The organism is Thioalkalivibrio sp. AKL9, assembly GCF_000377825.1.
GTDB lineage: Bacteria > Pseudomonadota > Gammaproteobacteria > Ectothiorhodospirales > Ectothiorhodospiraceae > Thioalkalivibrio > Thioalkalivibrio versutus.
In genome coordinates, this window is the sequence record NZ_KB905105.1 from 190,186 (window position 1) to 212,463 (window position 22,278).

19 protein-coding genes are annotated in these 22,278 nt (G+C 66.6%); 10 read left to right on the plus strand and 9 right to left on the minus strand.

The features are described 5' to 3' along the window. The first annotated feature begins 45 nt into the window (after window positions 1–45). Window positions 46–1,005 (plus strand): lipid A deacylase LpxR family protein, encoded by a 960-nt coding sequence (locus tag D573_RS0104885; RefSeq protein WP_018938902.1) that lies wholly within the window; start codon window positions 46–48, stop codon window positions 1,003–1,005. 10 nt (window positions 1,006–1,015) lie between these two features. Here the strand turns inward: D573_RS0104885 and D573_RS0104890 are convergent, their stop codons facing one another. Further along, complete coding sequence (locus D573_RS0104890) at window positions 1,016–1,990, minus strand: MBL fold metallo-hydrolase (protein WP_018938901.1); 975 nt, start codon at window positions 1,988–1,990, stop codon at window positions 1,016–1,018. 160 nt (window positions 1,991–2,150) lie between these two features. Here D573_RS0104890 and D573_RS0104895 point away from each other — a divergent pair, with 160 nt between their 5' ends. The 4 genes from D573_RS0104895 to dut all read left to right on the plus strand — a co-directional run bounded on the left by D573_RS0104895 (window position 2,151) and on the right by dut (window position 5,822). Next, on the plus strand, window positions 2,151–2,753 hold the full coding sequence (locus tag D573_RS0104895; protein ID WP_018144675.1) for a DUF502 domain-containing protein: 603 nt from the start codon (window positions 2,151–2,153) through the stop codon (window positions 2,751–2,753). 10 nt (window positions 2,754–2,763) lie between these two features. Next, the gene (gene coaBC, locus D573_RS0104900) at window positions 2,764–3,981 is read left to right on the plus strand and encodes a bifunctional phosphopantothenoylcysteine decarboxylase/phosphopantothenate--cysteine ligase CoaBC (RefSeq protein ID WP_018938900.1); all 1,218 of its coding nucleotides are present in this window, start codon (window positions 2,764–2,766) and stop codon (window positions 3,979–3,981) included. A 129-nt stretch (window positions 3,982–4,110) separates the two neighbouring features. After that, complete coding sequence (locus D573_RS0104905; protein ID WP_018938899.1) at window positions 4,111–5,286, plus strand: RNA-guided endonuclease TnpB family protein; 1,176 nt, start codon at window positions 4,111–4,113, stop codon at window positions 5,284–5,286. 74 nt (window positions 5,287–5,360) lie between these two features. Next, on the plus strand, window positions 5,361–5,822 hold the full coding sequence (gene dut / locus D573_RS0104910) for a dUTP diphosphatase (protein ID WP_018938898.1): 462 nt from the start codon (window positions 5,361–5,363) through the stop codon (window positions 5,820–5,822). A gap of 7 nt (window positions 5,823–5,829) precedes the next feature. On the opposite strand, the gene hmpA is transcribed toward dut, so the two are convergent. Continuing rightward, complete coding sequence (gene hmpA, locus D573_RS0104915; RefSeq protein ID WP_018938897.1) at window positions 5,830–7,011, minus strand: NO-inducible flavohemoprotein; 1,182 nt, start codon at window positions 7,009–7,011, stop codon at window positions 5,830–5,832. Between the two features lie 175 nt (window positions 7,012–7,186). On the opposite strand from hmpA, the gene argB reads away from it, so the two are divergent. Then, complete coding sequence (gene argB / locus D573_RS0104920) at window positions 7,187–8,065, plus strand: acetylglutamate kinase (protein WP_018938896.1); 879 nt, start codon at window positions 7,187–7,189, stop codon at window positions 8,063–8,065. On the opposite strand, the gene D573_RS0104925 is transcribed toward argB, so the two are convergent. Continuing rightward, the gene (locus D573_RS0104925; RefSeq protein WP_018938895.1) at window positions 8,055–8,723 is read right to left on the minus strand and encodes a DUF4124 domain-containing protein; all 669 of its coding nucleotides are present in this window, start codon (window positions 8,721–8,723) and stop codon (window positions 8,055–8,057) included. The genes argB and D573_RS0104925 overlap by 11 nt on opposite strands. On the opposite strand from D573_RS0104925, the gene D573_RS0104930 reads away from it, so the two are divergent. After that, window positions 8,716–9,477 (plus strand): sulfite exporter TauE/SafE family protein, encoded by a 762-nt coding sequence (locus D573_RS0104930; RefSeq protein ID WP_018938894.1) that lies wholly within the window; start codon window positions 8,716–8,718, stop codon window positions 9,475–9,477. The genes D573_RS0104925 and D573_RS0104930 overlap by 8 nt on opposite strands. Window positions 9,478–9,710: 233 nt before the next feature. Here the strand turns inward: D573_RS0104930 and D573_RS0104935 are convergent, their stop codons facing one another. From D573_RS0104935 to D573_RS0104945, 3 genes are all read right to left on the minus strand, one after another. After that, complete coding sequence (locus D573_RS0104935; RefSeq protein ID WP_018938893.1) at window positions 9,711–11,894, minus strand: HAD-IIB family hydrolase; 2,184 nt, start codon at window positions 11,892–11,894, stop codon at window positions 9,711–9,713. Continuing rightward, window positions 11,891–13,288, minus strand: a complete 1,398-nt coding sequence (locus D573_RS0104940) for a glycoside hydrolase 100 family protein (RefSeq protein ID WP_018168395.1) — start codon at window positions 13,286–13,288, stop codon at window positions 11,891–11,893. Before D573_RS0104940 ends, D573_RS0104935 begins: the two co-directional genes overlap by 4 nt. Window positions 13,289–13,468: 180 nt before the next feature. Beyond that, complete coding sequence (locus D573_RS0104945; RefSeq protein ID WP_018938892.1) at window positions 13,469–14,551, minus strand: EAL domain-containing protein; 1,083 nt, start codon at window positions 14,549–14,551, stop codon at window positions 13,469–13,471. Window positions 14,552–14,667: 116 nt separating this feature from the next. Here D573_RS0104945 and msrB point away from each other — a divergent pair, with 116 nt between their 5' ends. The 3 genes from msrB to D573_RS14800 all read left to right on the plus strand — a co-directional run bounded on the left by msrB (window position 14,668) and on the right by D573_RS14800 (window position 16,991). Then, window positions 14,668–15,066 (plus strand): peptide-methionine (R)-S-oxide reductase MsrB, encoded by a 399-nt coding sequence (gene msrB, locus D573_RS0104950; protein ID WP_018938891.1) that lies wholly within the window; start codon window positions 14,668–14,670, stop codon window positions 15,064–15,066. Between the two features lie 54 nt (window positions 15,067–15,120). After that, entirely contained in the window at window positions 15,121–16,320 is a 1,200-nt protein-coding gene (locus D573_RS0104955; protein WP_018938890.1) for an MFS transporter, read from the plus strand. 398 nt (window positions 16,321–16,718) lie between these two features. Next, the gene (locus D573_RS14800; RefSeq protein WP_081618737.1) at window positions 16,719–16,991 is read left to right on the plus strand and encodes a hypothetical protein; all 273 of its coding nucleotides are present in this window, start codon (window positions 16,719–16,721) and stop codon (window positions 16,989–16,991) included. 250 nt (window positions 16,992–17,241) lie between these two features. On the opposite strand, the gene D573_RS0104960 is transcribed toward D573_RS14800, so the two are convergent. From D573_RS0104960 to D573_RS13755, 3 genes are all read right to left on the minus strand, one after another. Beyond that, the gene (locus D573_RS0104960; RefSeq protein ID WP_018938889.1) at window positions 17,242–20,382 is read right to left on the minus strand and encodes an efflux RND transporter permease subunit; all 3,141 of its coding nucleotides are present in this window, start codon (window positions 20,380–20,382) and stop codon (window positions 17,242–17,244) included. Beyond that, window positions 20,379–21,491 (minus strand): efflux RND transporter periplasmic adaptor subunit, encoded by a 1,113-nt coding sequence (locus D573_RS0104965; protein ID WP_018938888.1) that lies wholly within the window; start codon window positions 21,489–21,491, stop codon window positions 20,379–20,381. Before D573_RS0104965 ends, D573_RS0104960 begins: the two co-directional genes overlap by 4 nt. Before the next feature lie 44 nt (window positions 21,492–21,535). Next, window positions 21,536–22,278: IS630 family transposase (locus D573_RS13755; RefSeq protein WP_018939176.1), on the minus strand; the 743-nt coding region annotated here is incomplete at its 5' end.

Below are 22,278 nucleotides of genomic sequence, written 5' to 3' on the forward strand. Positions count from 1 at the left end.
ACCCGCTGGAGAGAGGCTGGCCTGCTGGCCACGGCACTCCTGTGCGTGGCGGTCGCCAGCCCAACCAGCCTGGCCGGTAGCGGCGTCGATGCACTGCACTTCGAATTCGAGAACGACCTGTTCGGGGGCGAGGATCGCTACTACACCAACGGGGTTCGCATCGGCTGGACCCGCAGCGAGGGCCGCGTGCCACCGTGGCTGCGGACTGTGGCGGACAGCCTGCCGTTCTTCATCCGTCGCGAGGAGCCCGAACGCCTGAAGGCGGCGATCCACCTGGGTCAGAACATGTACACCCCGGAGGATATCGAGCGCACGACGCCGGACCCGGATGATCGCCCCTACGCCGGCTGGCTGTACCTGAATTTCAGCATGGCCGCGGAACACGACAACCGCCTGGACCGCCTGCAGGTCACGCTGGGTACGGTCGGCCCGGCCTCCCTGGCCGAACGCACCCAGAGGGAGGTCCACAGCTGGTCCAGCGCACCGGAGCCAAAAGGATGGGATCACCAGATCGGCAATGAACCGACGCTGATGCTGGCCTACGAACGCCAGCTGCGCGGCCGGTCACACCGCACGCCAAACGGCTGGGGCGCCGACCTGACCCCGCACTGGGGCGCGGCCGCCGGAACCCCCTTCACCTTCGCGAATGCCGGCGCCATCGTGCGCGCGGGGCGCAACCTGCCGGGCGATTACGGCCCGCCCCGGATCCGCCCGGCCCTGTCCGGCACCCACACCTTCGAGACCACCGCGCGCGTCGGCGGCTATGCGTTTGCCGGTATCGACACGCGGCTGATGCTCTACGACCTGTTCCTGGACGGCCCAGTCTTTCGTGACGGGCCCTCGGTGGACAAACACCCCGTGGTGGGCGAACTCACCGCCGGGGTCGTGTTTCATGTAGGCGGGGTGCGCCTGGGCTACACCCATGTCTGGCGCTCGCGCGAGTTCAGCGGGCAGGCCAAGGGCGCGGCCGAGTTCGGCTCGCTGCACGCCACCTGGCAGTTCTGAACACGGGGATTCAGAACACCGCGGCCTCGACATCCGGGTAGGTGGTGGCCGCCGACCGGTCGATCTTGTCGTCGAAGCCGGGGTAGTGATCGATCAGGTCACCCATGCGCTCGCGCACCAGCGGCACGGTCTCGAAAGCGGCCAGCCCCTGTTCCACACCGTCCTCGATCCCCTCCCAAAGCGTGACCAGATAACGCTGCAGCCGGGCCAGCGTCTGCGCATCCTCCAGCCGACCGTGGCCGGGTACGACCACCGCCGGCTCCAGCGCGATCAGCTCGTCCAGCAGGTCGATCCATTGCGCGACATCGCCATCCCAGACCGACGGCGCACGATCGCTGTAGACCACGTCCCCGGCCAGCAAGACCCGCGTCTGCGGCAGCCAGATGCTCAGATCGCCCGGCGAATGGGCACCCCCGGAGGGAAGAATCACCACCTCGGTGCCGCCAAGGTCACGGGTGATACGCTCGTCCACCGCAACATTCGGCAACAGCGGCGTGGTGTCACCGGTCGCACCCTCGGTCATCTCGCGGAAATTCTCGACCCAGCCTTCGGCCTCCGTCTCCATACGCGCGGTCGCGGCGGAACCGGCCATGATCTCCGGGTCGGAATCGGCGAAGGCGTGGTTGCCCAGCCAGTGATCCCCGTGGCTGTGGCTGTTCACGATCCAGCGCACCGGCTGATCGGTGACCTCGGCAATCGCCTCGCGCAGCGCCACACCCATGGTCTCGGAGGAACCCGTGTCGAATACCAGCACCCCGTCGTCGGTCACCACGAACGCCATGTTCGCGTTCCAGCCGAGGTTCTCGCGACTGGGGAGATCCCGCGCCGGCGTCATCACCGCATAGACGCCCGGCGCCACCGCCTCGGGCGTCATCGCGTAGTCCTCGGGCGCGGCCGCGTCCGATGGCCCCGCGACGGAGGCCTGCGGTAGCGCAACCACCGAGACTACCAGCGCCAGCGCACCCAACCCGGTCCATCCGCTCATCGTCCGCTCCTTCTATCGGCAAAAATGCCGTTCAAACCCATTTCATAGACTGCACCCGATCACGGAAGTGCCGCCCCGAGCAGTCGTGACCGGCAGCCGACCGTGCTGCGGACACGAATGCGTTAGCATTCCAGAGATACCCCCCTGCACGGAGCCAGTTGTGCGCCGAATCTCCCGCACCTTCCTGACCGGCCTGGCCGCGATCCTCCCGGCCGCGATCACGCTGGCCCTGCTGTGGTGGCTGGGCAGCACCGCCGAGGATGTCCTCGGGGGCTTGCTGCAGGCCGTACTGCCGGATCTGCTCTACTTCCCGGGCATGGGGATACTGGCCGGTATCGGCCTGATCTTCGGCCTCGGGGTGTTGCTTCAGGCCTATGTCGTGCGCTGGCTGTTCGACTGGCTGGAGGGCCTGATGCAGCGCATCCCGGTGATCAAGACGATCCACGGCACGGTGCGCGACGTCACCAACCTGCTCTCCGGCGACATCCATCAACGCTTCGGGAAGGCCGTGCTCGTCACGTTCCCCGGCACCGACTTCAAACTGGTCGGCTTTGTCACCCGCGAGGATTTCGAGGGTCTGCCGGACAACCTGGGGGGGCCGGAGACGCTCGCGGTCTACATGCCCATGAGCTACCAGATCGGCGGCTACACCCTGATGCTGCCGCGCGAGCGGGTCGAGCCGCTGGACCTGCCTCTGGAGGATGCGATGCGCTACGCCCTGACCGCCGGCGTCTCCGCGCGCCAGGACAAAGGAACCGGGTAGAATCCGGCGCATGACGGAACACGACACCCAGCCCCGGATACTGGTCGGCGTCAGCGGCGGCATCGCCGCCTACAAGGCCTGCGAGCTAGTGCGCGAATTGAAGCGCGCCGGCTGCGCCGTGCGCGTGGTGATGACCGCGGGTGCCCGCGCCTTCGTGACCCCGCTGACCTTCCAGGCCCTGTCCGGCGCGCCGGTACGCACCGAACTGCTGGATGCCGAGGCCGAATCCGGCATGGACCATATCGCCCTGGCGCGCTGGGCCGATCGCATCGTGGTCGCCCCCGCGAGCGCCAACCTGATCGCCCGCTACGCCCAAGGCCTGGCGGACGACCTGCTGAGCACCCTGCTGCTGGCCACCACCGCGCCGGTCACCCTGGCGCCGGCGATGAACCACCGCATGTGGGCACACCCGGCCACGCAGGCCAACATTGCGACCTTGGTCGAACGCGGCGTGACCCTGATCGGACCCGACAGCGGCGACCAGGCCTGCGGCGAGCGGGGCGAAGGCCGCCTGCGCGAGCCGGTCGCGATCGCGCGCGAACTGCTGCAGCCGGCCGACGCCCCGCTAGCCGGCCGCCAGGTGCTGATCACGGCCGGCCCCACGTTCGAACCCATCGACCCCGTGCGCTTTATCAGCAACCGCAGCTCCGGGCGTATGGGCTTCGCCCTGGCCGCGGCCGCGCGCGACGCTGGAGCGCGGGTGACGCTGGTGCACGGCCCCACCGCGGAGGCCGTGCCCGCCGGCGTCGAGGGCATGGCCACCGAAACCGCCGCCGCCATGCACGCCGCGGTGATGGAACGCCTGCCCGCGACCGACATCCTGATTGCAGCGGCGGCCGTGGCCGACTACCGTCCGGCCGCACCACAGGCCCAGAAGCTCAAAAAGTCCGACCCCACGATGAACCTGGCCCTGGAACGCACCGAGGACATCCTCGCCGACGCCGCGCGCCAGGCGGCCACGCTCCCCCGGCGCCTGTTCCTGGTGGGCTTCGCCGCCGAGACCGAGCACCTGCGCGAGCACGCCGACGCCAAGCGCCGAAACAAGGGGCTCGACCTGATCGCGGCCAATCGCGTCGGCGAAGGCCTCGCCTTCGGCACCGCCGACAACGAGCTGCTGTGTCTATGGGAGGGCAGCGAGCGCACGCTGCCGAACCAGCCCAAGGCCCAACTGGCGCGGGCGCTGATCGACCTGATCATCGAGCGCCTGAACCCACGCGAAACAGATTAGCAAAAATCCGCGTAAACGCTCGCCCACTCGGGCGGGGATACAAGCGAGCAGCGCGATAGCGCTGCTGGGTTTACGGTATGGGGTCCGGCGGCATAAGCTGTACATGCATCCATGCATAAATGGCGCGCCATGCGGAAGGCCACCAAGATACGCACTTACCCCACGACCGAGCAGGCGGCGTTTCTGAACCGCCAGTTCGGCGCGGTGCGTTTCTGCTACAACACCGGCCTTCGCATCATGTCCCATCGCTACCAGCGCCACGGCCAGTCGTTGAGTGCAAAACACGACATCAAAAAGCTGCTTCCGGTGGCCAAGAAGTCACGCAAGTATGGCTGGCTGAAAGAAGCGGATTCCATGGCTCTCCAGCAGTCGTGCATCAATCTCGACCAAGCCTTCCAGCGCTTTTTCGACCCCAAGCAAAAAGCCGGCTATCCGCGCTTCAAGAGCAAGCGTGGCAAGCAGTCGAGTTACCACTGTGTTGGTATCCAGGCTGGCGAGAACTGGATCAGGGTACCCAAGCTCGGTCCGATCAAGGCCAAGGTGCATCGCAAGGTTGAAGGCAAACTAAAAAGCATCACCCTGACCCGGACGGTCACCGGGAAGCACCACGCCTCGCTGCTCTTCGAAACCGAACAGGTCGCCCCGGAACCGCTGAAGGATGTCGACGCCGCCGGTGTCGTCGGCCTCGACATGGGGTTGTCGCATCTGGCCATTGACTCCACCGGCCATAAGACCTCCAACCCGCGCTTTCTCACCCAGGCCGCAGCCAATCTGCGGCGTAAACAGAAGGCGCTCTCCCGCTGCCAGAAGGGCAGCGCCAATCGGGCGAAAGCCCGGCTGCTCGTGGTCAAGGCTCACGAACGTCTGGCCAACGCCCGCAACGACTTCCAGCACAAGCTCTCTCGACAGATCGTTGACGACAATCAAGCGGTGATCGTCGAGACGCTGAAGGTCCGCAACATGATGAAGAACACCCGCCTCGCCAAGCACATCGGCGATGCGTCCTGGTATGCCTTGGCCGCTAAACTGGACTACAAGGCCATGGAGAAGGGCAAACGTCTGGTCAGGATCGACCCGTGGTTTGCCAGCTCCAAGACCTGCCATGTCTGTCATCACAAGATGGACGCCATGCCGTTGAACGTCCGGTCGTGGGAGTGCCCCGCCTGCCAGACTCATCATGACCGGGACATCAATGCGGCACTGAACATCAAGCACCAAGGCATGATCCATTTGAAGGCGGAAGGGCTGTCCGTCTCTGCCCATGGAGGCTCGCGTAAATCCGGCATGTCGCCGGTTGCTGCCTAAGAAGTGGGAAGCCTCGCCCGTGGCGCGTCAGCGCTTAGGGCGGGGAGCAGTCACTCATTGCCAAGGAACCCCGAATGCCCGTCCCCGAGATTGACCTGAAGATCCTCGACCCGCGCATGGGCGTGGACTTCCCGCTGCCCGCCCCGGCCACCGACGGCTCGGCCGGCGTGGACCTGCGCGCGATGATCGAGGCCCCACTGACGCTGGAGCCGGACGCGGCCGAGCTGATCCCGACCGGGCTGTCGATCCACATCGAGGACCCGGGTTATGCCGGGATGATCCTTCCGCGCTCCGGGCTCGGCCACAAGCATGGCCTGGTGCTGGGGAATCTTGTCGGCCTGATCGACGCCGACTACCAGGGGCCGTTGATGGTCTCCTGCTGGAACCGGGGCGCGAACGCCTACACGCTCGAGGTCGGCGAGCGCCTCGCCCAACTGGTGATCGTCCCGGTCGTCCAGCCGCGCTTCCGCGTGGTCGAGGACTTCGAAGAGACCACCCGTGGCGCGGGCGGCTTCGGCTCCTCGGGGCGCGGCTGAACCGGCGTCAGGTCTCCAGGGCCGAGGCCGGGCCGAAGAACTCGTAGTTCACCCGCTCGTCCGGGATGCCTAGCCCGCGCAGGTGGGCGCGCACCTGCTGCATGAAGGGCTTCGGCCCCAGGAAATAGACATCCACCTCGCGGCTGTCGGGCAGCCATTCGGCGAGCTGCTCACGGGTCAGAAAGCCTTCGGCATGCGGCTGATCGCCGGCACGCGGCTCGCTATAGCAATAGCGACGGGTAAGACCGGACATCTGTTCTGCCTGACGCTCCACCCAGCCGTGAAACGCGTGCACGCCACCGTGCCGCGCACAGTGGAGAAAGTGCACCTCGCGACCGTCCGCCAGCGCCGCCTCGGTCATCGCCATCGCCGGCGTGATCCCGACCCCCGCGGTCACGAAGGCCACGGGACGATCCGACGCCCGCAGCACGAAATCGCCGGCCGGAGGGAAGACGTCCAGCGCGTCACCCTCCTGCACCCGGTCGTGCAGGAACGTCGACGCGACACCGCCTGGCTCGCGCTTGACGCTGATGCGCAGGCTCTCGCCGTTCGCCGCCGCCGACAGGGAATAGTTCCGCCGTACCTCCTCGCCGTCGATCATCAGGCGCAGCCCGAGGTATTGCCCTGGCTGGTGCGGCGGGACGGGCTGACCGTCCACCGGCTGCAGATAGAACGAGGTGATCTCCTCGCTCTCGGGGAACTTGCGCTCCACACGAAAGGCGCGGGCACCACGCCAGCCGCCGGGTTGCTGTTCGTGCGCGGTGTACACGCCCTCTTCGGCCTCGATCAGGATGTCGGCCAGTTGCTGATAGGCCGCGCCCCAGGCCTCCAGCACCGCATCGGTCGCGACCTCCTCGCCCAGCACCTCGCGCATGGCCTGCAACAGGCAGGTGCCGACAATCGGGTAATGCTCGGGCTGCACCTGCAACGACACGTGCTTGTTGACGATCTGGCCCACCAGCGGGCCCAGGGCCTCCAGTTGGTCGATGTGCCGTGCGTAATTCAGGACCGCATTGGCAAGGGCCCGTGCCTGTTCGCCACTGGCCTGATGCGCCTGGTTGAACAGCGGCTGCACCTCCGGGTAATCGCGCAGCATGATCTCGTAGAAGTGACGGGTGAGGGCTTCGCCGCCGGATTCCAGCAACGGCACGGTTTGCTGGATGATCGCCTTCTGTTCGGTCGAGAGCACGGGACACCTTTTTTTAATGTATATGATGCGCAGCTTTATACCCGCCACGGCGTCACCGGTCAAACCATGCATATAGAATCGACCTTCCAGGAGACGCTGACCATGGCCGCCCCGACGCACCCACAAGGCGGGGTGCTAAACTGCACGGCTGCGAAACCCGACAACCGGACCCGCCATGGATACCCAGACGGCCCATTCCGTTGCCCACGTACTGATTGAAGCGCTGCCCTATATCCAGCGCTTCGCAGGCAAGACCATCGTGATTAAGTACGGCGGCAACGCCATGACCGAGGACCACCTGAAGGCCTCGTTCGCGCGTGACATCGTTCTGCTCAAGCAGGTCGGCGTGAATCCAGTGGTCGTGCATGGCGGCGGGCCGCAGATCGGTGAACTGCTGAAACGCCTGGGCAAGGAGACGGAATTCGTCAACGGCCTGCGCGTGACCGACCGCGAGACCATGGACGTGGTGCAGATGGTGCTCGGCGGGCTGGTGAACCAGGAGATCGTGTCGCTGATCAACCGCTTCGGCGGCCGGGCCGTCGGCCTGACCGGCAAGGACGGGCAGATGATCCGCGCGACCCCGTTGCGCGACTACGGCGCGGCCGAGGGCGAACCCAGCGTCGACCTGGGCCATGTCGGCCAGGTGGAAGGTGTGGACCCGAGCATCGTCCACACCCTGGATCAGAGTGACTTCATCCCGGTCATCGCCCCGATCGGCTTCGACCGCGACGGCAAGGCCTACAACATCAATGCCGACACCGCGGCCGAGAAGCTCGCCGTGGTGCTGGATGCGGAGAAGCTGTTCCTGCTGACCAACACGCCAGGTGTACTCGACGGCAGCGGGGCGCTGCTACCGCGCCTGTCCGCGCCGGAGGTGGATGCCATGATCCGCGACGGCACCATCCACGGCGGCATGATTCCGAAGATCCGCTGCGCTCTGGATGCCGTGCGCAGTGGCGTGAACGCCACCCACATCGTGGACGGCCGAGTGGAACACGCGGTACTGCTGGAGCTACTGACCGACCAGGGTGTGGGGACGTTGATCAGTCGTTAACGCGGCCGTTCAGCACCAGTTGCTGAAAGTCGCGGCGGTCCAGATCCAGGCGCTCGTGGATCGCGGACAGGCGCTCACGCTGGCCCCGACGGTACTGGCGCTCGCGAGCAATGCGCGCGTCCAGCTCGTCCAGCTCCGCCCGGTAACGATCCGCCAGCGCGGAGTTTTCATTGGCGCCGTCCAGCTGCCGGCGGATGCGCTCGCGCTCACGCAACAGGGTCTTTTCCTGGGCCTCGCTGCGCAGGACGTTGCCGCCAATCGATCGCTCGCGGCGCTCGCGCAGCTCCTCGATCTCCTCCAGCGAGGTGTAAGCCCGACGCAACTGGTGCTCGCGCGCAACTCGATCCTGTCGCGCGCGTTGCGTCGCCTCCAGGTTGCGTTCCGCCTGCTCGCGCTCGGCCGCGGCCTGCGCCCGCTCCTCGGCGCTCATCGGGGCCGGCAGGATCTCGCGCATACGCCCCTCGGAGTCGTAGATGCGGCGTTCGCGCTGGCTGGTCTCGGGCTGCGGAGTGCTGGAATAGTGTACGGTCCCGTTATCATCCACCCAGCGGTAGATATCCGCCTGGACCGGGACCGCGAGCCCCAGCAGCAACGCACCGGCCAGCGCCGGGCGAAAAACCCCTGACCGCTGCCCGTTCCACACACCCCAAATGACCATTTTCGAACACCTCGGACTCGTCTTCATCGCCATCGTGGCCAACGGGTTCTCCGCGTTGGCCGGTGGCGGGGCGGGCCTGTTGCAATTGCCCGCCCTGATTTTTCTGGGCCTTCCCTACCCCGTGGCACTGGCCACCCACAAGATCGCATCCGTGGCTCTGGGTGCCGGTGCCGGCTTGCGCCACTTCAAGAAAAGCACATTCGAGCCCACGCGCCTAGCCATTATCCTGCTGGCCGGTCTGCCTGGGGTGTTAATCGGTGCCTGGCTGGTGTTGGGGATCCCGCCGCGGGCCGGCGAAATCGCCCTGGGTCTGCTGACCATCGGCCTCGGCTGGTACTCCTGGCGCCGCCCACAGCTCGGGCAGGTGGTGCGCGAGATCGGCTTTTCCTGGAGCCACGCCCTGATCGGCGCGGCCGGTCTGTTCCTGATCGGCATCCTGAACGGCTCGCTGGCCTCGGGCACGGGGCTGATGGTCACCCTGTGGCTGGTGCGCTGGTACGGCATGAACTATACCCAGGCGGTCGCCTACACCATGGTCCTGGTCGGCCTAGTCTGGAACGGGGCGGGCGCCCTGATGCTCGGGACGCTCGGCACGGTGCAGTGGGACTGGCTGCCGGCGCTGCTGGTGGGCAGTTTTGTTGGCGGATACCTGGGCGCCTGGGCGGCCCAGCACTACGGCAACCGCCTGGTCAAGCGCGCCTTCGAGGTTGTCACCGTCCTCACCGGGATCGCCCTGCTGCTGCCCGTGCCCTGACGCCCTGCCTCACCAGGGTAATCCACCATGAAGCACACGAAGGCACGAAAGGCGACCATGCGCTTCGTGCAGGAAGGGCATGGCCTGGAAGTGATTGGCCGTCCCCGCAAATCCGCAGAGCGAAATGGGTTTGGCGGCAACATCCACCCACTCCGCGATCTTCGAGTCCTCTGTGGCGCAACGGCCTTGGCCCTTCTTCGGGCCTTCACGCGCTTGGCGCTAGCAAACGCGGGCTATTCGTCGGCCTCGGCGTCGCCCGGGCTTTCGCAGCGGTTGAGGAGGTCGAAGTGCTCGATCCCTTCGAGGAGGCCCCGCGCGTGCGTGGCCCCGGCGAAGAAGATGCGCTGGAAGCCGCGCAGGCTCTCCAGCTCTGGCTGGTGGTTGCCCACCACCGTCCCCAGCAGGCGCCCGCGCAGCATGTCCTCGTCGTTGCCGGAATCGCCGGCGACCAGCACGTGTTCCAGCGGGATGCCCCACTTGTCGGAGAGATAGCGCACCGCCAGGCCCTTGGAGGCGCGCACCGGCAGCAGGTCGAGGAACCGGTCGTGCGAGTAGATCACCCGGGCGTGCAGGTCCTCGCGGTACAGCCGGGTCTCCACCGTCTTCGCATCCAGACTGCCGGGCGGCTCGACGAAAAAGCTGACCTTGAATGCGCGCTGATCCACATCCGGCTGAAGGACCAGATTTTTCTCCTGCTGCAGACATTCGCGCAGCCGGTCCGGCTCCCAGCGATGACTGATATGTCGCGCCCAGCCGCGATCCTCGGTCTGCTTGGTGCCGTAGTGGATCTCGCTGCCCACCGAGGTGATCCAGACGTCCGGGGTGGGCACGCCATGCTCCTCGAGGATCGCCGCGGCCGAATCGATGCGCCGGCCGGTGGCGACACCAAAGGCAACCCGCTTGCGATTGCGCTTGAGCCAGGCGACGAAGGCACGAGTGGCCTTGTCATCGCCCAGCAGGGTGTTGTCGATGTCGGTGATCACGGCGCGATCCATCTGCGCCAGGTGGCCGGAGACCCGGCGCTCGTGGTGGCGCTCCTGGCGCACCTCGCGGGTCAGCGACTTCACCAGCTTGACGTATTTCTCGGCGTGGCCGTCCCAGGAATAGTGCTGGCGCACGCCCTTGAGCCCGGCGCGCGAGTAACGCTGCCAGCGCGGACGATCCGCCAGGATGCCCTGGATCGCGTCGGCGATGCCCTCCGGGTCCAGCGGATCGATCAACTGGCCGTTGTGGCAGCGCGAGATGATCTCCTCCGGTCCGCCGTCGTTGGTGGCCACAATGGGGGCGCCGCTGGCCGCGGCCTCGATCAGGGTCAGGCCGAAGGGCTCGGTCAGCGCCGGGTTCACGAACACGCCCTTGCTGGAGGCCACCAGGCGGTAGAGATCCGGCACGTCGTCGGAGTCGTGGTGCTTCGGGTAGGCCACCAGGCCATGCAGGTCGTGGCGATCGATCCGCAGGAGCAGATCGGTCATGACATCGCGCGCGCCCTTGTCGAGGTCGGCGATGTCGTCACGGTTACCGGCAACGATCAGCAGGTTCGCGTTCTCGCGCAGCCAGTCATTCCCGGCGTAGGCCTCCAACAGGCCGCGGATGTTCTTGCGCTCGTCGGCGCGCGACAGGGCCATGATCAGCGGGCGATCGGGGGTTTCCAGGAAGCGCCGGACGGCGGCCCAGATCGGGGGCTTGCGCTGGCCCCGTTTCGGCGGATGGAAGCGCGTCAGGTCGGTGCCCGGCGGAATCACCTCCATGCGCTCCGGCTGATAGTTGTCGTAGGTCGCGTACTGTTCGCCAATCTCCTGGCGGGTACTGGCAATCACGCGGTGGGCATGGGCCAGCGCCTCCTCCTCCGCATGAATGCGGGTGGAGATGTTGTAGCGCGCCTCGATGTCGGCGTCCGACATCCCGCTCTCGCGCAGGCGTTCGCGCTTGACCCGCCCCAGCGAGTGGCCGGTCTGCAGCATCGGCGCGCCCAGCAGGTTCGACAGCTGCACCGCGACATGCCCGGCATCGGCGTAATGCCCGTGGATCACGTCCGGCCGCAGCCCCACCCGCCGGATATGCCCCAAGGCGTTGTCGGCGAAGCAGTCCAGATAGGGCCAGAGCTTCTCCTTGCGCAGGTAGCGCCGCGGGCCGCAGTCCAGGCGCACGATATGGGCCCCGTCGCCCAGGTCTTCTTCCGGTTCGGCGTAGTCGGCGGATACCTTGCTGTCGACCACCCGCCGGGTCAGCAGGTCAACCCGGCCGACCTGCGGGTGGCGGGCCAGCGCGCGCGCGAGTTCGACCACGTAGAGCGTCTGCCCGCCGGTGTCGGCGTCGCGACCCAGCTCCAGCTCCCGTCCGCGGACTAGGCCGTGGACACTGATCAGGACGAGATAAAGGCCTTCACCGTCGCGTGACTTGCTCTGGGTCTTTTTCATGGCACCTCGGGTTCCGGGCTGTCGAACAGGCTGAGGGTCTCGGGGTTGTCGATCAGGCCCTGCGAAACAAGCACCGCGGTCGCCGACCAGGTCTGGCGATAGTTGGCTCGCCGGCCGACCAGACGACCATGGCGCCCGTCGTAGTACTCCGGCCAGTTATCGCGATACAGACGCTCGGCCGCGACCGCATGCACGCTACGCGCGAGATCCGGCCGCCCGACGCGCAGGGCCGCGCCGGTGAACGCCCACAACAGTGCCGGCCAGTTGCCGCCGTTGTGGTAGGACCACGGGGTGTTCTTGGGATCGGACCCGGTCAGCAGGCGCCACTCCTCGCCCACCATCGCCGGATAGCAGATCTTGACCGGCATGGTCCCGATCAGGTCCTCGAAGCGCTGCTCGAAGGTCTGCATGATCGACCGCGACTGGTGCTCGTCGGCCAGCCCGAACAGCACCGCCAGCAGGTTGCCGAAACTGAAGAAGCGAAAGTCCATGCGTCCGGGGCCGAGGTTGCCGACCAGGTAGCCGCTCTCCGAGGGGATCCAGTCCACCAGCCAGTCGGGGATGCTCTCGGGGTAAATGTTCAGCGAGTTCTCGGACTCGTGGCCGAAGTGCTCGGTGCGATAGCGATGGATATCGTTCAGCCGCTCGAGATCCAGCCAGTAGTAATTGCGAATGTAATCGGACAGCTGCCGCGTACGAATCGCGGACTGCTCGCACAAGAGCTCCGAGTCCTTGTCGCAGGGTTCGAGCATCGCCAGCGAGGCCTTCAGCATCCCGTAGAACAGGGCCTGGATCTCCAGCGGGTGGCCGAACACCCCCATGCGCCGATCGATCATGAAGCTGCCGTCCGGCACCAGCAGGGTCGGGAAGACCTCGAAACGGTCCTGCAGGCAGATGCTCAGGATTAAGCGGATGCCGCGCTGTACATCGGCACTCTTGATGAAATCGGTATCGCCCGTGCGGTTCTGGTAGGCCCGCAGCAGCAGCACCCACCACATCATCGAATCCACCGGCGCCACACGCCCGATCGCGCGATCGCCGAAGTCCGCCGCCAGGGACTCGCGCCCGTTCTCGTCGGTGAACACGCGGAAGCTCGCCGGCATCACCCGCGGCAGGCGGCGATGGCCCTCGATCTCTTCCTGGGTATCGCGGATCTGCAGGATCAGCGCGAGGAAGTCGCGCACCACCTCGGGCTCGTCGTTCAGCAGATAGACCAGCCCCGAGGGCACAAAGTCACGGATGAAGCAGTCGGCATAGTTTTCCGCAGGCGCCCGCTCGTCCAGGCTGGCCACCGTGCCCACCGTGCGCCCGCGATAGCGCACCTCGGCATCGTGCAACAGCTGGTAGGCGGATTCGAGCGTCGGATTGCGGGCGTCGGGCGGGAGCTGATTCATAAACACCGGGTTCAGGGAAACGCTAGTTGATAATGTACTCACTCGCGCGCGAGTCGATTGTGTTTGCAGACACGGCTCGGCGAATGAGTTGAAACCATGCTACATGAGCGCACCGCCGCGCTGGATACGGCCACGCATCGACCGCCTCCTCTTTCACTGGTTCGAGTCGCATCACTCCGATCAGGCCTGCTCGGGGTGACGCGGCAGCGGCGGCTCCGCGGCCGGGCGCGCGAACAGGTAGCCCTGACAGAGATCCACGCGTTCCTTGAGCCAGCGCCACTCGTCCACAGTCTCCACGCCCTCGGCCACCACCCGGATATCCAGATCCTTGGCCAGCTCGATGATCTTTTCGAGGATCTTCTGCTGGTAGATGTCCTGGTCGATCCCGCTGACCAGTTCGCGGTCGATCTTCACGAAATCCGGGCGCAGTTGCGACAGCATGTTGAGCGATGCGTACCCCGCCCCCAGGTCGTCCAGGGCGACCTGGAACCCGGCGCGGCGATAGCGCTCGACGATCCGCGACAGGTGCTCCATGTCGTTGACCTGGTCGCTCTCGATCACCTCGAACACGAAGCCGGCGGGCCCCGGCTGGCCCGGCACGCGAGACATGATCTCGCGCACGGTCGTTTCCAGGCAGAAGGCCGGGTCATAAATCGCGGTCGGGTTGAAGTTGATGAACAGATGGCTACGGACCCCGCGCTCACTGGCACGACGGATGGCATTGATCCGGGCGGAACGATCCAGATGGAACAGCAGCTCGGCATTGCGCGCCGTCTTGAACAGGTCCAGCGGCGGGATGATGTCGCCATCCGGTGTGGAGGCGCGCACCAGGGCCTCGTAGGCAAAGACCTCGGTGGGGTTCGCGGCATGCACAATCGGCTGGAAGTGGAAGTCCAGGGTGTCGTTGGCCAGGATCGCCGAGAGATCGCGCGCGTTGTGCCGCGCAATCAGCGTGGACAGCAGATGGGTGTCCTGCAGATGCGCCAGCCCGAAGTCCTCGCCTTCCGGCACGAAGGTCGCGCGGCAACCGGCCTGCTCGGAGCTGCTCAGGGCCTGCTCCAGCCTTACCAGCATCTCGCCCAGCCCGCCGGCACCCTTGACCGGCAGGGCCAGGATGCCCGAGCTCGGCTCTGCGCAGGGCAATTGCTCGTCCACCATGCGTTGGCGCAGGGCCGCGCGGGTGTGCGCCAGCACCGGTGCCAGGTAAAGAGTGCCGGAGGCCGCCGGCAGCAGATCGATACGTTCGCAATCGGGACAACCCACGACCACCTCCAGCGGTCCAGTCTTTGGCCACCCGGCCGAGAACCGGGGATAATTTTCCCGGTCCACCGGAAGACCCATTCTCGGTTCGCAAACAATAGCATCAACCCGGAGATCACATGAGTTCATCCCCACGCCCGACCGACGCCGAACTGCGTGACCGCCTGACACCGGAGCAGTATCACATCGCCCGCGAGGGCGGGACCGAGCGGCCATTTACCGGCGCCTACAACAACCACAAGGCCGACGGCCTCTATCACTGCGCTGCCTGTGGCGCGCCGCTGTTCGACTCCGCGGCCAAGTTCGACTCGGGTAGCGGCTGGCCCAGCTACACGGCCCCCGTGTCCGCTGCTGCCGTCGACGAACACCGCGACCGCACTCTGGGAATGGAGCGCACCGAGGTACGCTGTGCCGCCTGCGACTCCCACCTGGGCCACGTCTTCCCGGACGGTCCGGAACCCACCGGGTTGCGCTACTGCATCAACTCGGCGGTGCTCGAGTTCCATCCGCGCGGCTGACCCAGTTACCCGAACCGGGCCATGAGGCCCGGGCCCAATGCCGAAGGGAATCTCATGTCCGGCCAGACCACCCCGCGCGAGCGCGCGAACGTCCTGATCCTTGCCCTCGGCCAGGCCCTGTTCCTGATCGCCGCGGTCACCGTGATGACCCTGAGCGGCGTGGTCGGCGAGCGCCTGGCCAGCGACCCGTCGCTGGCCACCCTGCCGGTCGCCGCGATGATGATCGGGACCCTGGTCATCACCCTGCCGGCGTCGCTGTTCATGAAACGCTTCGGAAGGCGCACAGGCTTCCTGCTGGGGGCGGGTGTCGGCGGCTTCGGAGGGGCGGCAATCGCCGCGGTCGGGGTATTCGCCGAGGCCTTCTGGATCTTCGTGCTCGGCAATCTCCTGCTGGGCGCCTACCAGGCCTTTGCGATGTACTACCGTTTCGCCGCGGCGGATGTCGCCAGCGACGCCTTCCGCCCGCGCGCCATCTCCCTGGTCATGGCCGGGGGCGTGGCCGCGGCCTTCCTCGGGCCGTGGAACGCCCATCATGCCCAGGCGCTGCTGCCCGACACGCCCGAGGCCGGCCCCTACCTGCTGCTCGGGGCACTCGCCCTGCTGGCCATGCTGCTGCTGGCCTGGCTGCGCGTACCCGCACCGCCGGCAGCGGAACGTGCCGTATCCCGTCCCCTGCGCGAAATCATGCCCCGGGGCCGGTTCGTCGTTGCGCTGACGACGGCCGCCCTGGGCTACGCCGTGATGATCCTGCTGATGACCGCAACTCCGCTGGCCATGCGTCAGGCCGGCTTCGACATGGGCCAGGTTGCCCTGGTGATGCAGTGGCACGTGCTCGGGATGTTCGCACCCTCCTTCGTCACCGGCCACCTGATCACGCGTCTCGGACTTACGCGGGTGCTGGCGCTGGGCAACGCGCTGGTGCTGTTCAGCGTGGCCACCGCCGCGCATGGCGACACCCTGGGGCACTTCTGGCTGGCGCTGTTCCTGCTGGGGCTCGGTTGGAACTTCCTGTTCATCGGCGGCAGCACCCTGCTGACCACGACCCACACGGCCGGCGAAAAGGGCAAGGTCCAGGGCGTGAACGACCTGACGGTGTTCGCCCTGGTCACCGCCGGCTCCCTGCTGGCCGGCGCACTGCTGCGCCCGCTGGGCTGGGATGGCCTGAACCTGGCGATGCTACCGGTGATCGCGGTACTGACCGTCGCCATCCTCTGGCTCTGGCGCGACGACGCCCGCGCCCCGGCACGCGCCTGACGACCCATTCCCACCGGCCACGCTCGGCCTCCCGCCGTGCAGTCCACGATCATGGCGCATCATCGGGTGTTTACGGTGGCTTCGCCGGGCCGCCTGCCACGCGATCTCTCGCGAGCGCACCGCGCCCGTTGTTGATCAAAAACTGGCTTCTTTGCTCGTGCAAAGAAGTACCCAAGAAACACGCCCGACTGCCGCGACCCCGGCCCGCTACGCGGGCCGGGGTTTCCCTCGCTCCGAGGCTTTTCGCGGGCGGCGCTGAACTCGCTACGCTGCGCTTCGCTCAGACATCCAGCGCCCCGTGTCTATTTAGAATCGTCCCGCGAAAAGCCTCTCCACTCGGCGCGACGACAACGGGGAGGTAGGTCAAACAACGGCTGGCCTGACAATTGTGCTCATGGATAAAGGCTAGGTCTTCGAACATCCTGGGCACGCTCGGCCCCTGGCCGTTGCGTGCCGCGCCCGCGAAGCGGGCGCCGGGGGGCGTAGGATGTGATGAGCGCAGCGAATCGCATCAGGGTGTCGCACGGCGTGGGGAACGGTGCGTTTCGCTGCGCTCAACCGCACCCTACGGGATACCGTCTGTTTTGACCTTCTCCTCCCGTATGAAGCCCCTCGCGGAGGGCGTGATGGGCCGGCCAGTTAACAATAGACATGGGGCGCTGGATGTCTGAGCGAAGCCGCAGGCGTAGCGAGTTCAGCGCCGCCGGCCCGAGGGCCCTGGAGCAAGGTTCCCGGGCGAAATCCGGGTGCGCCTCGAAGGGTACTTTCTTGGGCAAGCAAGAAAGTACCTCGCGGTGCGCTCGCGAGAGAGCGCGTGGCAGACGGCCGGACGAAAGCACCGTAAACACCAGATGATGAACCAGGCCTACCCACAACCGTCGCCGGCAGCAGTCCGCAGCCGTCTGCCGAAATCCTGAGCGATCAGGGCGCGGCGCGGGCGCCCCGGCGCTCGCCATCGACGTCATCGACCTCGGCGTCGAGGTCGTGCAGGCGGCGGGTGGTCGCCAGCGGCGAGGTCGTGCCGCGGGCGACCATGCGGTAGGCCGCCGGGATCACGAACAGCGTGAACAGCGTGGCGAACAACACCCCGGAGAACACCGCCACCCCGATCACGAAGCGCGTCTCCTCACCCGGACCGGAAGCCAGGATCAACGGGATCGAACCGGCCACAGTGGTCAACGCGGTCATCAGCACCGGCCGCAGACGCATGCGCGAGGCCTCGAGGATCGCGGTATCGAAATCGCGCCCGCGATCGCGCAGCTGGTTGGCGAACTCCACGATCAGGATGCCGTTCTTCGCTGCCAGTCCGATCAGCATGACCATGCCGATCTGGCTGTAGATGTTCAGCGTCTGACCGGTGACCGTCAGTCCGATCAGCGCCCCGACCACCGCCAGCGGCACGGTCAGCATGATCACCAACGGATGGACGAAGCTCTCGAACTGCGCCGCCAGGACCAGGAACACCACCAGCAGGGCCAGCGCGAACACGAACAGGATGGCCTCGGAGCCACTGCGCAGGTCCAGCGACTCGCCCTTGTAGTCGATCCCGGCCTCGGCCGGCAGCAGCTCGGCCGCCTTCGCGTCCAGGGCGTCCAGGGCCTCGCCCAGGGTCATGCCGTCACGCAGCCCGGCGGTCAGGGTCACCGCGCGCGAACGGTTGTAGCGCTCCAGCGACGACGGACCGGCCTGCTCCTCGTAGGTCACCAGGCTGGACAACGGCACCATCGAGCCAGAGCTGGAGCGCACGTAGAGGTTGTCGATATCCCCGGGCGTGCGGCGCTGGTCGGCCAGACCCTCGATGATGACGTCGTATTCCTCGCCACGGTCGACAAAGGTGGTCACGTCGCGGCCGCCCAGCACGATATCCAGCGTGCGCCCGACATCGCGCATGGAAACGCCCAGATCCCCCGCACGGTCGCGGTCCAGACGCACGTTGAGCTGCGGCTGGGTGGGTTCGTAGTCCAGGTCCACGCGGGTCAGGCCGTCGATGCCCTCGGCGGCCTCGCGCATGATCTCGCCCCATTCCTCGAGCTGATCGTAGTCCGGCCCGGAGATGACAAACTGCACCGGCGGGCCGATACGGCCACTCGAGAGCCCCTGACGCATGATCACCCGCGCCTCGACTCCCGGCATCTCGTCGATGATGCCGCGGATCTGGTTGATGACCTCCTGACCCGAAACATCACGGTCATCCCAGTGCTCCAGGATCGCGATCACGAAGCCGTTGTTCATCAGCTCCGAACCACCAAAACCGCGCGGCGTGCGCACCAGTGCACGGCGAATCGGGCCATCCTCGATCAACGGCTGGATGCGTGCCTCGACCTCGGCCATCTGCCGGCTCATGTACTCGAAGTTGGCACCCTCGGGGCCATCCACCAGCACGAAGAAAGATCCGCGGTCCTCCTGCGGGGCAAATTCTTCGGGCAGTTCCGCGAACAGGTACCAGCCGCCCGCCAACACGGCGGCGAGGAGCGGCAACACCAGCCAGGAGCCCTTGAGCCCCTTCGCCAGTATCCGACCATAGCCGGCCTCCAGCGCGGCAAAGCCGCGGCCGATATAACGCGCCACGCCGGTCTCGTCGTCGCCCTTGTGCATGAGGCGCCCGGCCAGCACGGGGGCCAGGGTCAGTGCCACGATGCTGGAGAAAAACACGGCGATGGCCATGGCGATGGCGAACTCTGTGAACAACTGGCCCACCGTGCCGTCGAGGAAGGCCAGCGGCACGAATACCGCGATCAACACGGAGGTCGTCGCGACGATCGCGAAGCCCACCTGCCCGGCGCCGCGATAGGCCGCCAGCAACCCCGGCTCGCCGCGCTCGATGCGCCGGTGGATGTTCTCCAGCATCACGATCGCGTCATCCACGACCAGGCCGACCGCCAGCACCAGCGCCAGCAGGGTGAGCAGGTTGACCGAGAATCCGAACAGGCTGATGCCAATGAAGGCCGCGGTGATCGCCACCGGGACGGTGACCGCCGGGATCAGGGTCGCGCGCCAGCTGCCCAGGAACAGGTAGATCACGAACACCACGGCCGCGGTCGCCACCGCGAGGGTGATGTAGACCTCGCGGATCGCGCCCTCGATGAACACCGATTCGTCGTAGGTGGTCACCAGCGAGGTACCCTCCGGCAGGGAGCCCTGCAGGCTGGCCGCCATGGCCTTCACGCCGTTGGCCACCTCCAGCACGTTGGCGTTGGACTGGCGGATGATCCCCAGCCCGATCATGTCCTCGCCATTGCCGCGGAACTCGCTGCGCTCGGTATCCGCCCCCACGTTCACCTCGGCGACATCGCCCAGGCGCACCAGTTGTCCGCCCTCGCCTCGCTTCAGCACCAGACCGGAGAAATCCTCGGGCGTGCGGTACTGGCGTTCCACGCGTACGGTGAACTCGCGCTCCAGCGAATCCAGGCGCCCGGCGGGCAGTTCCACGTTTTCCTGCTGCAAGGCGTCAGCGATGTCGGTCACGGTCAGCTCGCGCGCGGCGAGGGCCTCGCGGTCGACCCAGATGCGCATCGCGTAACTGCGGGCGCCGCCCCGGCGCACCAGCCCCACGCCATCCACTACCGAGAGGCGGTCGATCAGGTTCCGCTCGGCGTAGTCCGCCAGCTCCAGCGCATCCATCGTGGTGCTGGCAAGGTTCAGCCACAGGATCGGGTTGGAATCGGCATCCGCCTTGGTCACTTCGGGCGGGTCGACTTCGTCGGGCAGATCGCCCAGTACCCGGCTGACCGCCTCGCGCACGTCATTCGCGGCGGCGTCGATGTCGCGACTCAGATTGAACTCGATGGTGATGCGCGAGCGCCCGTCCTCGCTGGAGGACTGCATGAAACGGATCCCCTCGATCCCCGCGATGCGGTCCTCGATTCGCTGGGTCACCTCGCGCTCGATGATCTCGCCACTGGCGCCCGGATAGATGGTGTCCACCGTCACCACCGGCGGATCGACATCCGGATACTCGCGCAGAGGAAGGCTGTCGTAGGCGATCAGGCCGAAGGTGATCAGCAGCAGGTTGAAGACAATCGCCAGCACCGGCCGGCGATTGGCGACGTCCGAGATAATCATGTGTCGGCCCCGGCCTCGCCGTTGCCGTTATCGGAATCCGGTACGCGCGGCGGGAGCACACGCACTTCGCGCCCGTCACGAACCCGCGAGACCCCTTCGGAGACCACGGTATCCCCCGGCTCCAGGCCATCCAGCACCTCGGCGTAGCCCGGGTCGCGGCGGCCAATACGGATGCGCATGCGCTCCACCGTGCCGTCGTCGCGCAGCCGGAACACGAAGTGCTGATCGGCGACCTGCTGGATGGCACCCTCCGGCACCCCCGGGCGTTCGACCGGGTCCAGCGGCAGACGGATGTTTACCAGCATGCCGGGGCGCAGCAATAGATCGGGATTCTCGACCAGGGCGCGCACGTTCAGGGTACGGGTAGCCACGTCCAGACGATTGCTGACCGCCGCCACCTGCCCCGCGAACTCTCCGCTCGCGCTGCGGCCCGCTACTTCCATACCCAGACCGATGGCGGCGGCATGGCGCTCGGGCACGGCGAAATCGACTTTCACCACCGATACATCATCCAGCTCCACGATCGCGGTACCCGGACTCACCAGGGAGCCGGGGCTGACCTGGCGCAAGCCCAAACGGCCGCTGAACGGGGCCCGGATCACCCGGTTCGCAACCCGCGCCTCCGCGGCGGCCAGACGGGCCTCGGCCTCGTTCAGCCGCGATCGCTGCTGATCCACCTGCTGCTGCGTGACCACGCCATCGGCCACCCGGTCGCGCACACGGTCCAGTTCGCGCCGGGCCTCGTCCACCTGCACGCGGATCTCGCGCAGGGCGGCGCGTTCTTCGTCGGCGTCCAGGCGCACCAGCACGTCTCCGGCCTCGACCGCATCGCCATCATCGAACAGGATTTCGACCACACGCTCGGTCACGCTCGCGGTCACCACGACCGACTCGTTGGCCTCCACCGTGCCCAGGGATTCGACCATGGTCTCGAAGGTGCGCGGAGCCACCTCGCTGACCCGCACCGGCGTGCGCTCGTCGCGTTGGGACGCGGCGGGGGCATCGCCTCCCTCGTCACGGGCGCCATCCTCGGGGCCGAACGCAAACCAGGCCGCGGCCACGATCGCCACAACCAGGACCAGCCCCAGGAACCCGCCTATCGCCTTCACTTGCCTTTCCCCCGACACGAATGCGGCCCGGCATCTAGTGTCCTTTAACAAAAGTTCGTATTTTTATCGAGGCGATCGGTTAGACGGGCGATCGACGCGATAATTTGATCGGCTGTTTTGCGCCAGATGAACGGTCGAGGCTCATCGTTGTACGTCTTCAGGTATTCGCGGATGGAGTCTTCGAGTTCGCGAGTACTGCGATGCGATTGACGCTTGATCCAGCGCTGCGAGATGAGCGCGAAGAAGCGTTCGACCAGGTTGATCCAGGACGCCGAGGTCGGCGTGAAGTGCACGTGGTAGCGCGGTCGTGCAGCGAACCAGGCCCGAACCTTTTCGGTCTTGTGGGTGCCGTAGTTGTCCAGGATGAGGTGGACGTCGAGATCGTCGGGGACCTGGCGATCGATCTCGTTGAGAAACGCCAGGAACTCCTTGGCGCGATGCCTTCTATGGAGTTTGCCGATGACCTCGCCGGTGGCCACATCCAGTGCCGCGAACAGGGTGGTCGTGCCATGGCGCAGGTAGTCATGGGTGCGGGTCTCGGGATGGCCGAACGACAACGGCAACGCCGGCTGGGACCGGTTCAGGGCCTGGATCTGGCTCTTTTCGTCGACGCACAGCACCAAGGCGCGGTCCGGTGGGTGCATGTACAGGCCCACGATATCGTGCACCTTGGCCACGAAGTGCGGATCCGTGGACAACTTGAAGGTCTCGAGCCGATGCGGCTTGAGACCGAAGGCCCGCCAAATCCGGCTGATGGCCATCGCATTGAGCCCGGTCTCCTTGGCCA

Bases quoted from the DNA above. Each gene is read 5' to 3' on its own strand.
- D573_RS0104890 (WP_018938901.1), bottom strand. From the start codon at position 1,990: ATGAGCGGATGGACCGGGTTGGGTGCGCTGGCGCTGGTAGTCTCGGTG.
- coaBC (WP_018938900.1), top strand. From the start codon at position 2,764: ATGACGGAACACGACACCCAGCCCCGGATACTGGTCGGCGTCAGCGGC.
- D573_RS0104905 (WP_018938899.1), top strand. From the start codon at position 4,111: ATGCGGAAGGCCACCAAGATACGCACTTACCCCACGACCGAGCAGGCG.
- dut (WP_018938898.1), top strand. From the start codon at position 5,361: ATGCCCGTCCCCGAGATTGACCTGAAGATCCTCGACCCGCGCATGGGC.
- argB (WP_018938896.1), top strand. From the start codon at position 7,187: ATGGATACCCAGACGGCCCATTCCGTTGCCCACGTACTGATTGAAGCG.
- D573_RS0104930 (WP_018938894.1), top strand. From the start codon at position 8,716: ATGACCATTTTCGAACACCTCGGACTCGTCTTCATCGCCATCGTGGCC.
- D573_RS0104925 (WP_018938895.1), bottom strand. From the start codon at position 8,723: ATGGTCATTTGGGGTGTGTGGAACGGGCAGCGGTCAGGGGTTTTTCGC.
- D573_RS0104935 (WP_018938893.1), bottom strand. From the start codon at position 11,894: ATGAAAAAGACCCAGAGCAAGTCACGCGACGGTGAAGGCCTTTATCTC.
- D573_RS0104940 (WP_018168395.1), bottom strand. From the start codon at position 13,288: ATGAATCAGCTCCCGCCCGACGCCCGCAATCCGACGCTCGAATCCGCC.
- msrB (WP_018938891.1), top strand. From the start codon at position 14,668: ATGAGTTCATCCCCACGCCCGACCGACGCCGAACTGCGTGACCGCCTG.
- D573_RS0104955 (WP_018938890.1), top strand. From the start codon at position 15,121: ATGTCCGGCCAGACCACCCCGCGCGAGCGCGCGAACGTCCTGATCCTT.
- D573_RS0104960 (WP_018938889.1), bottom strand. From the start codon at position 20,382: ATGATTATCTCGGACGTCGCCAATCGCCGGCCGGTGCTGGCGATTGTC.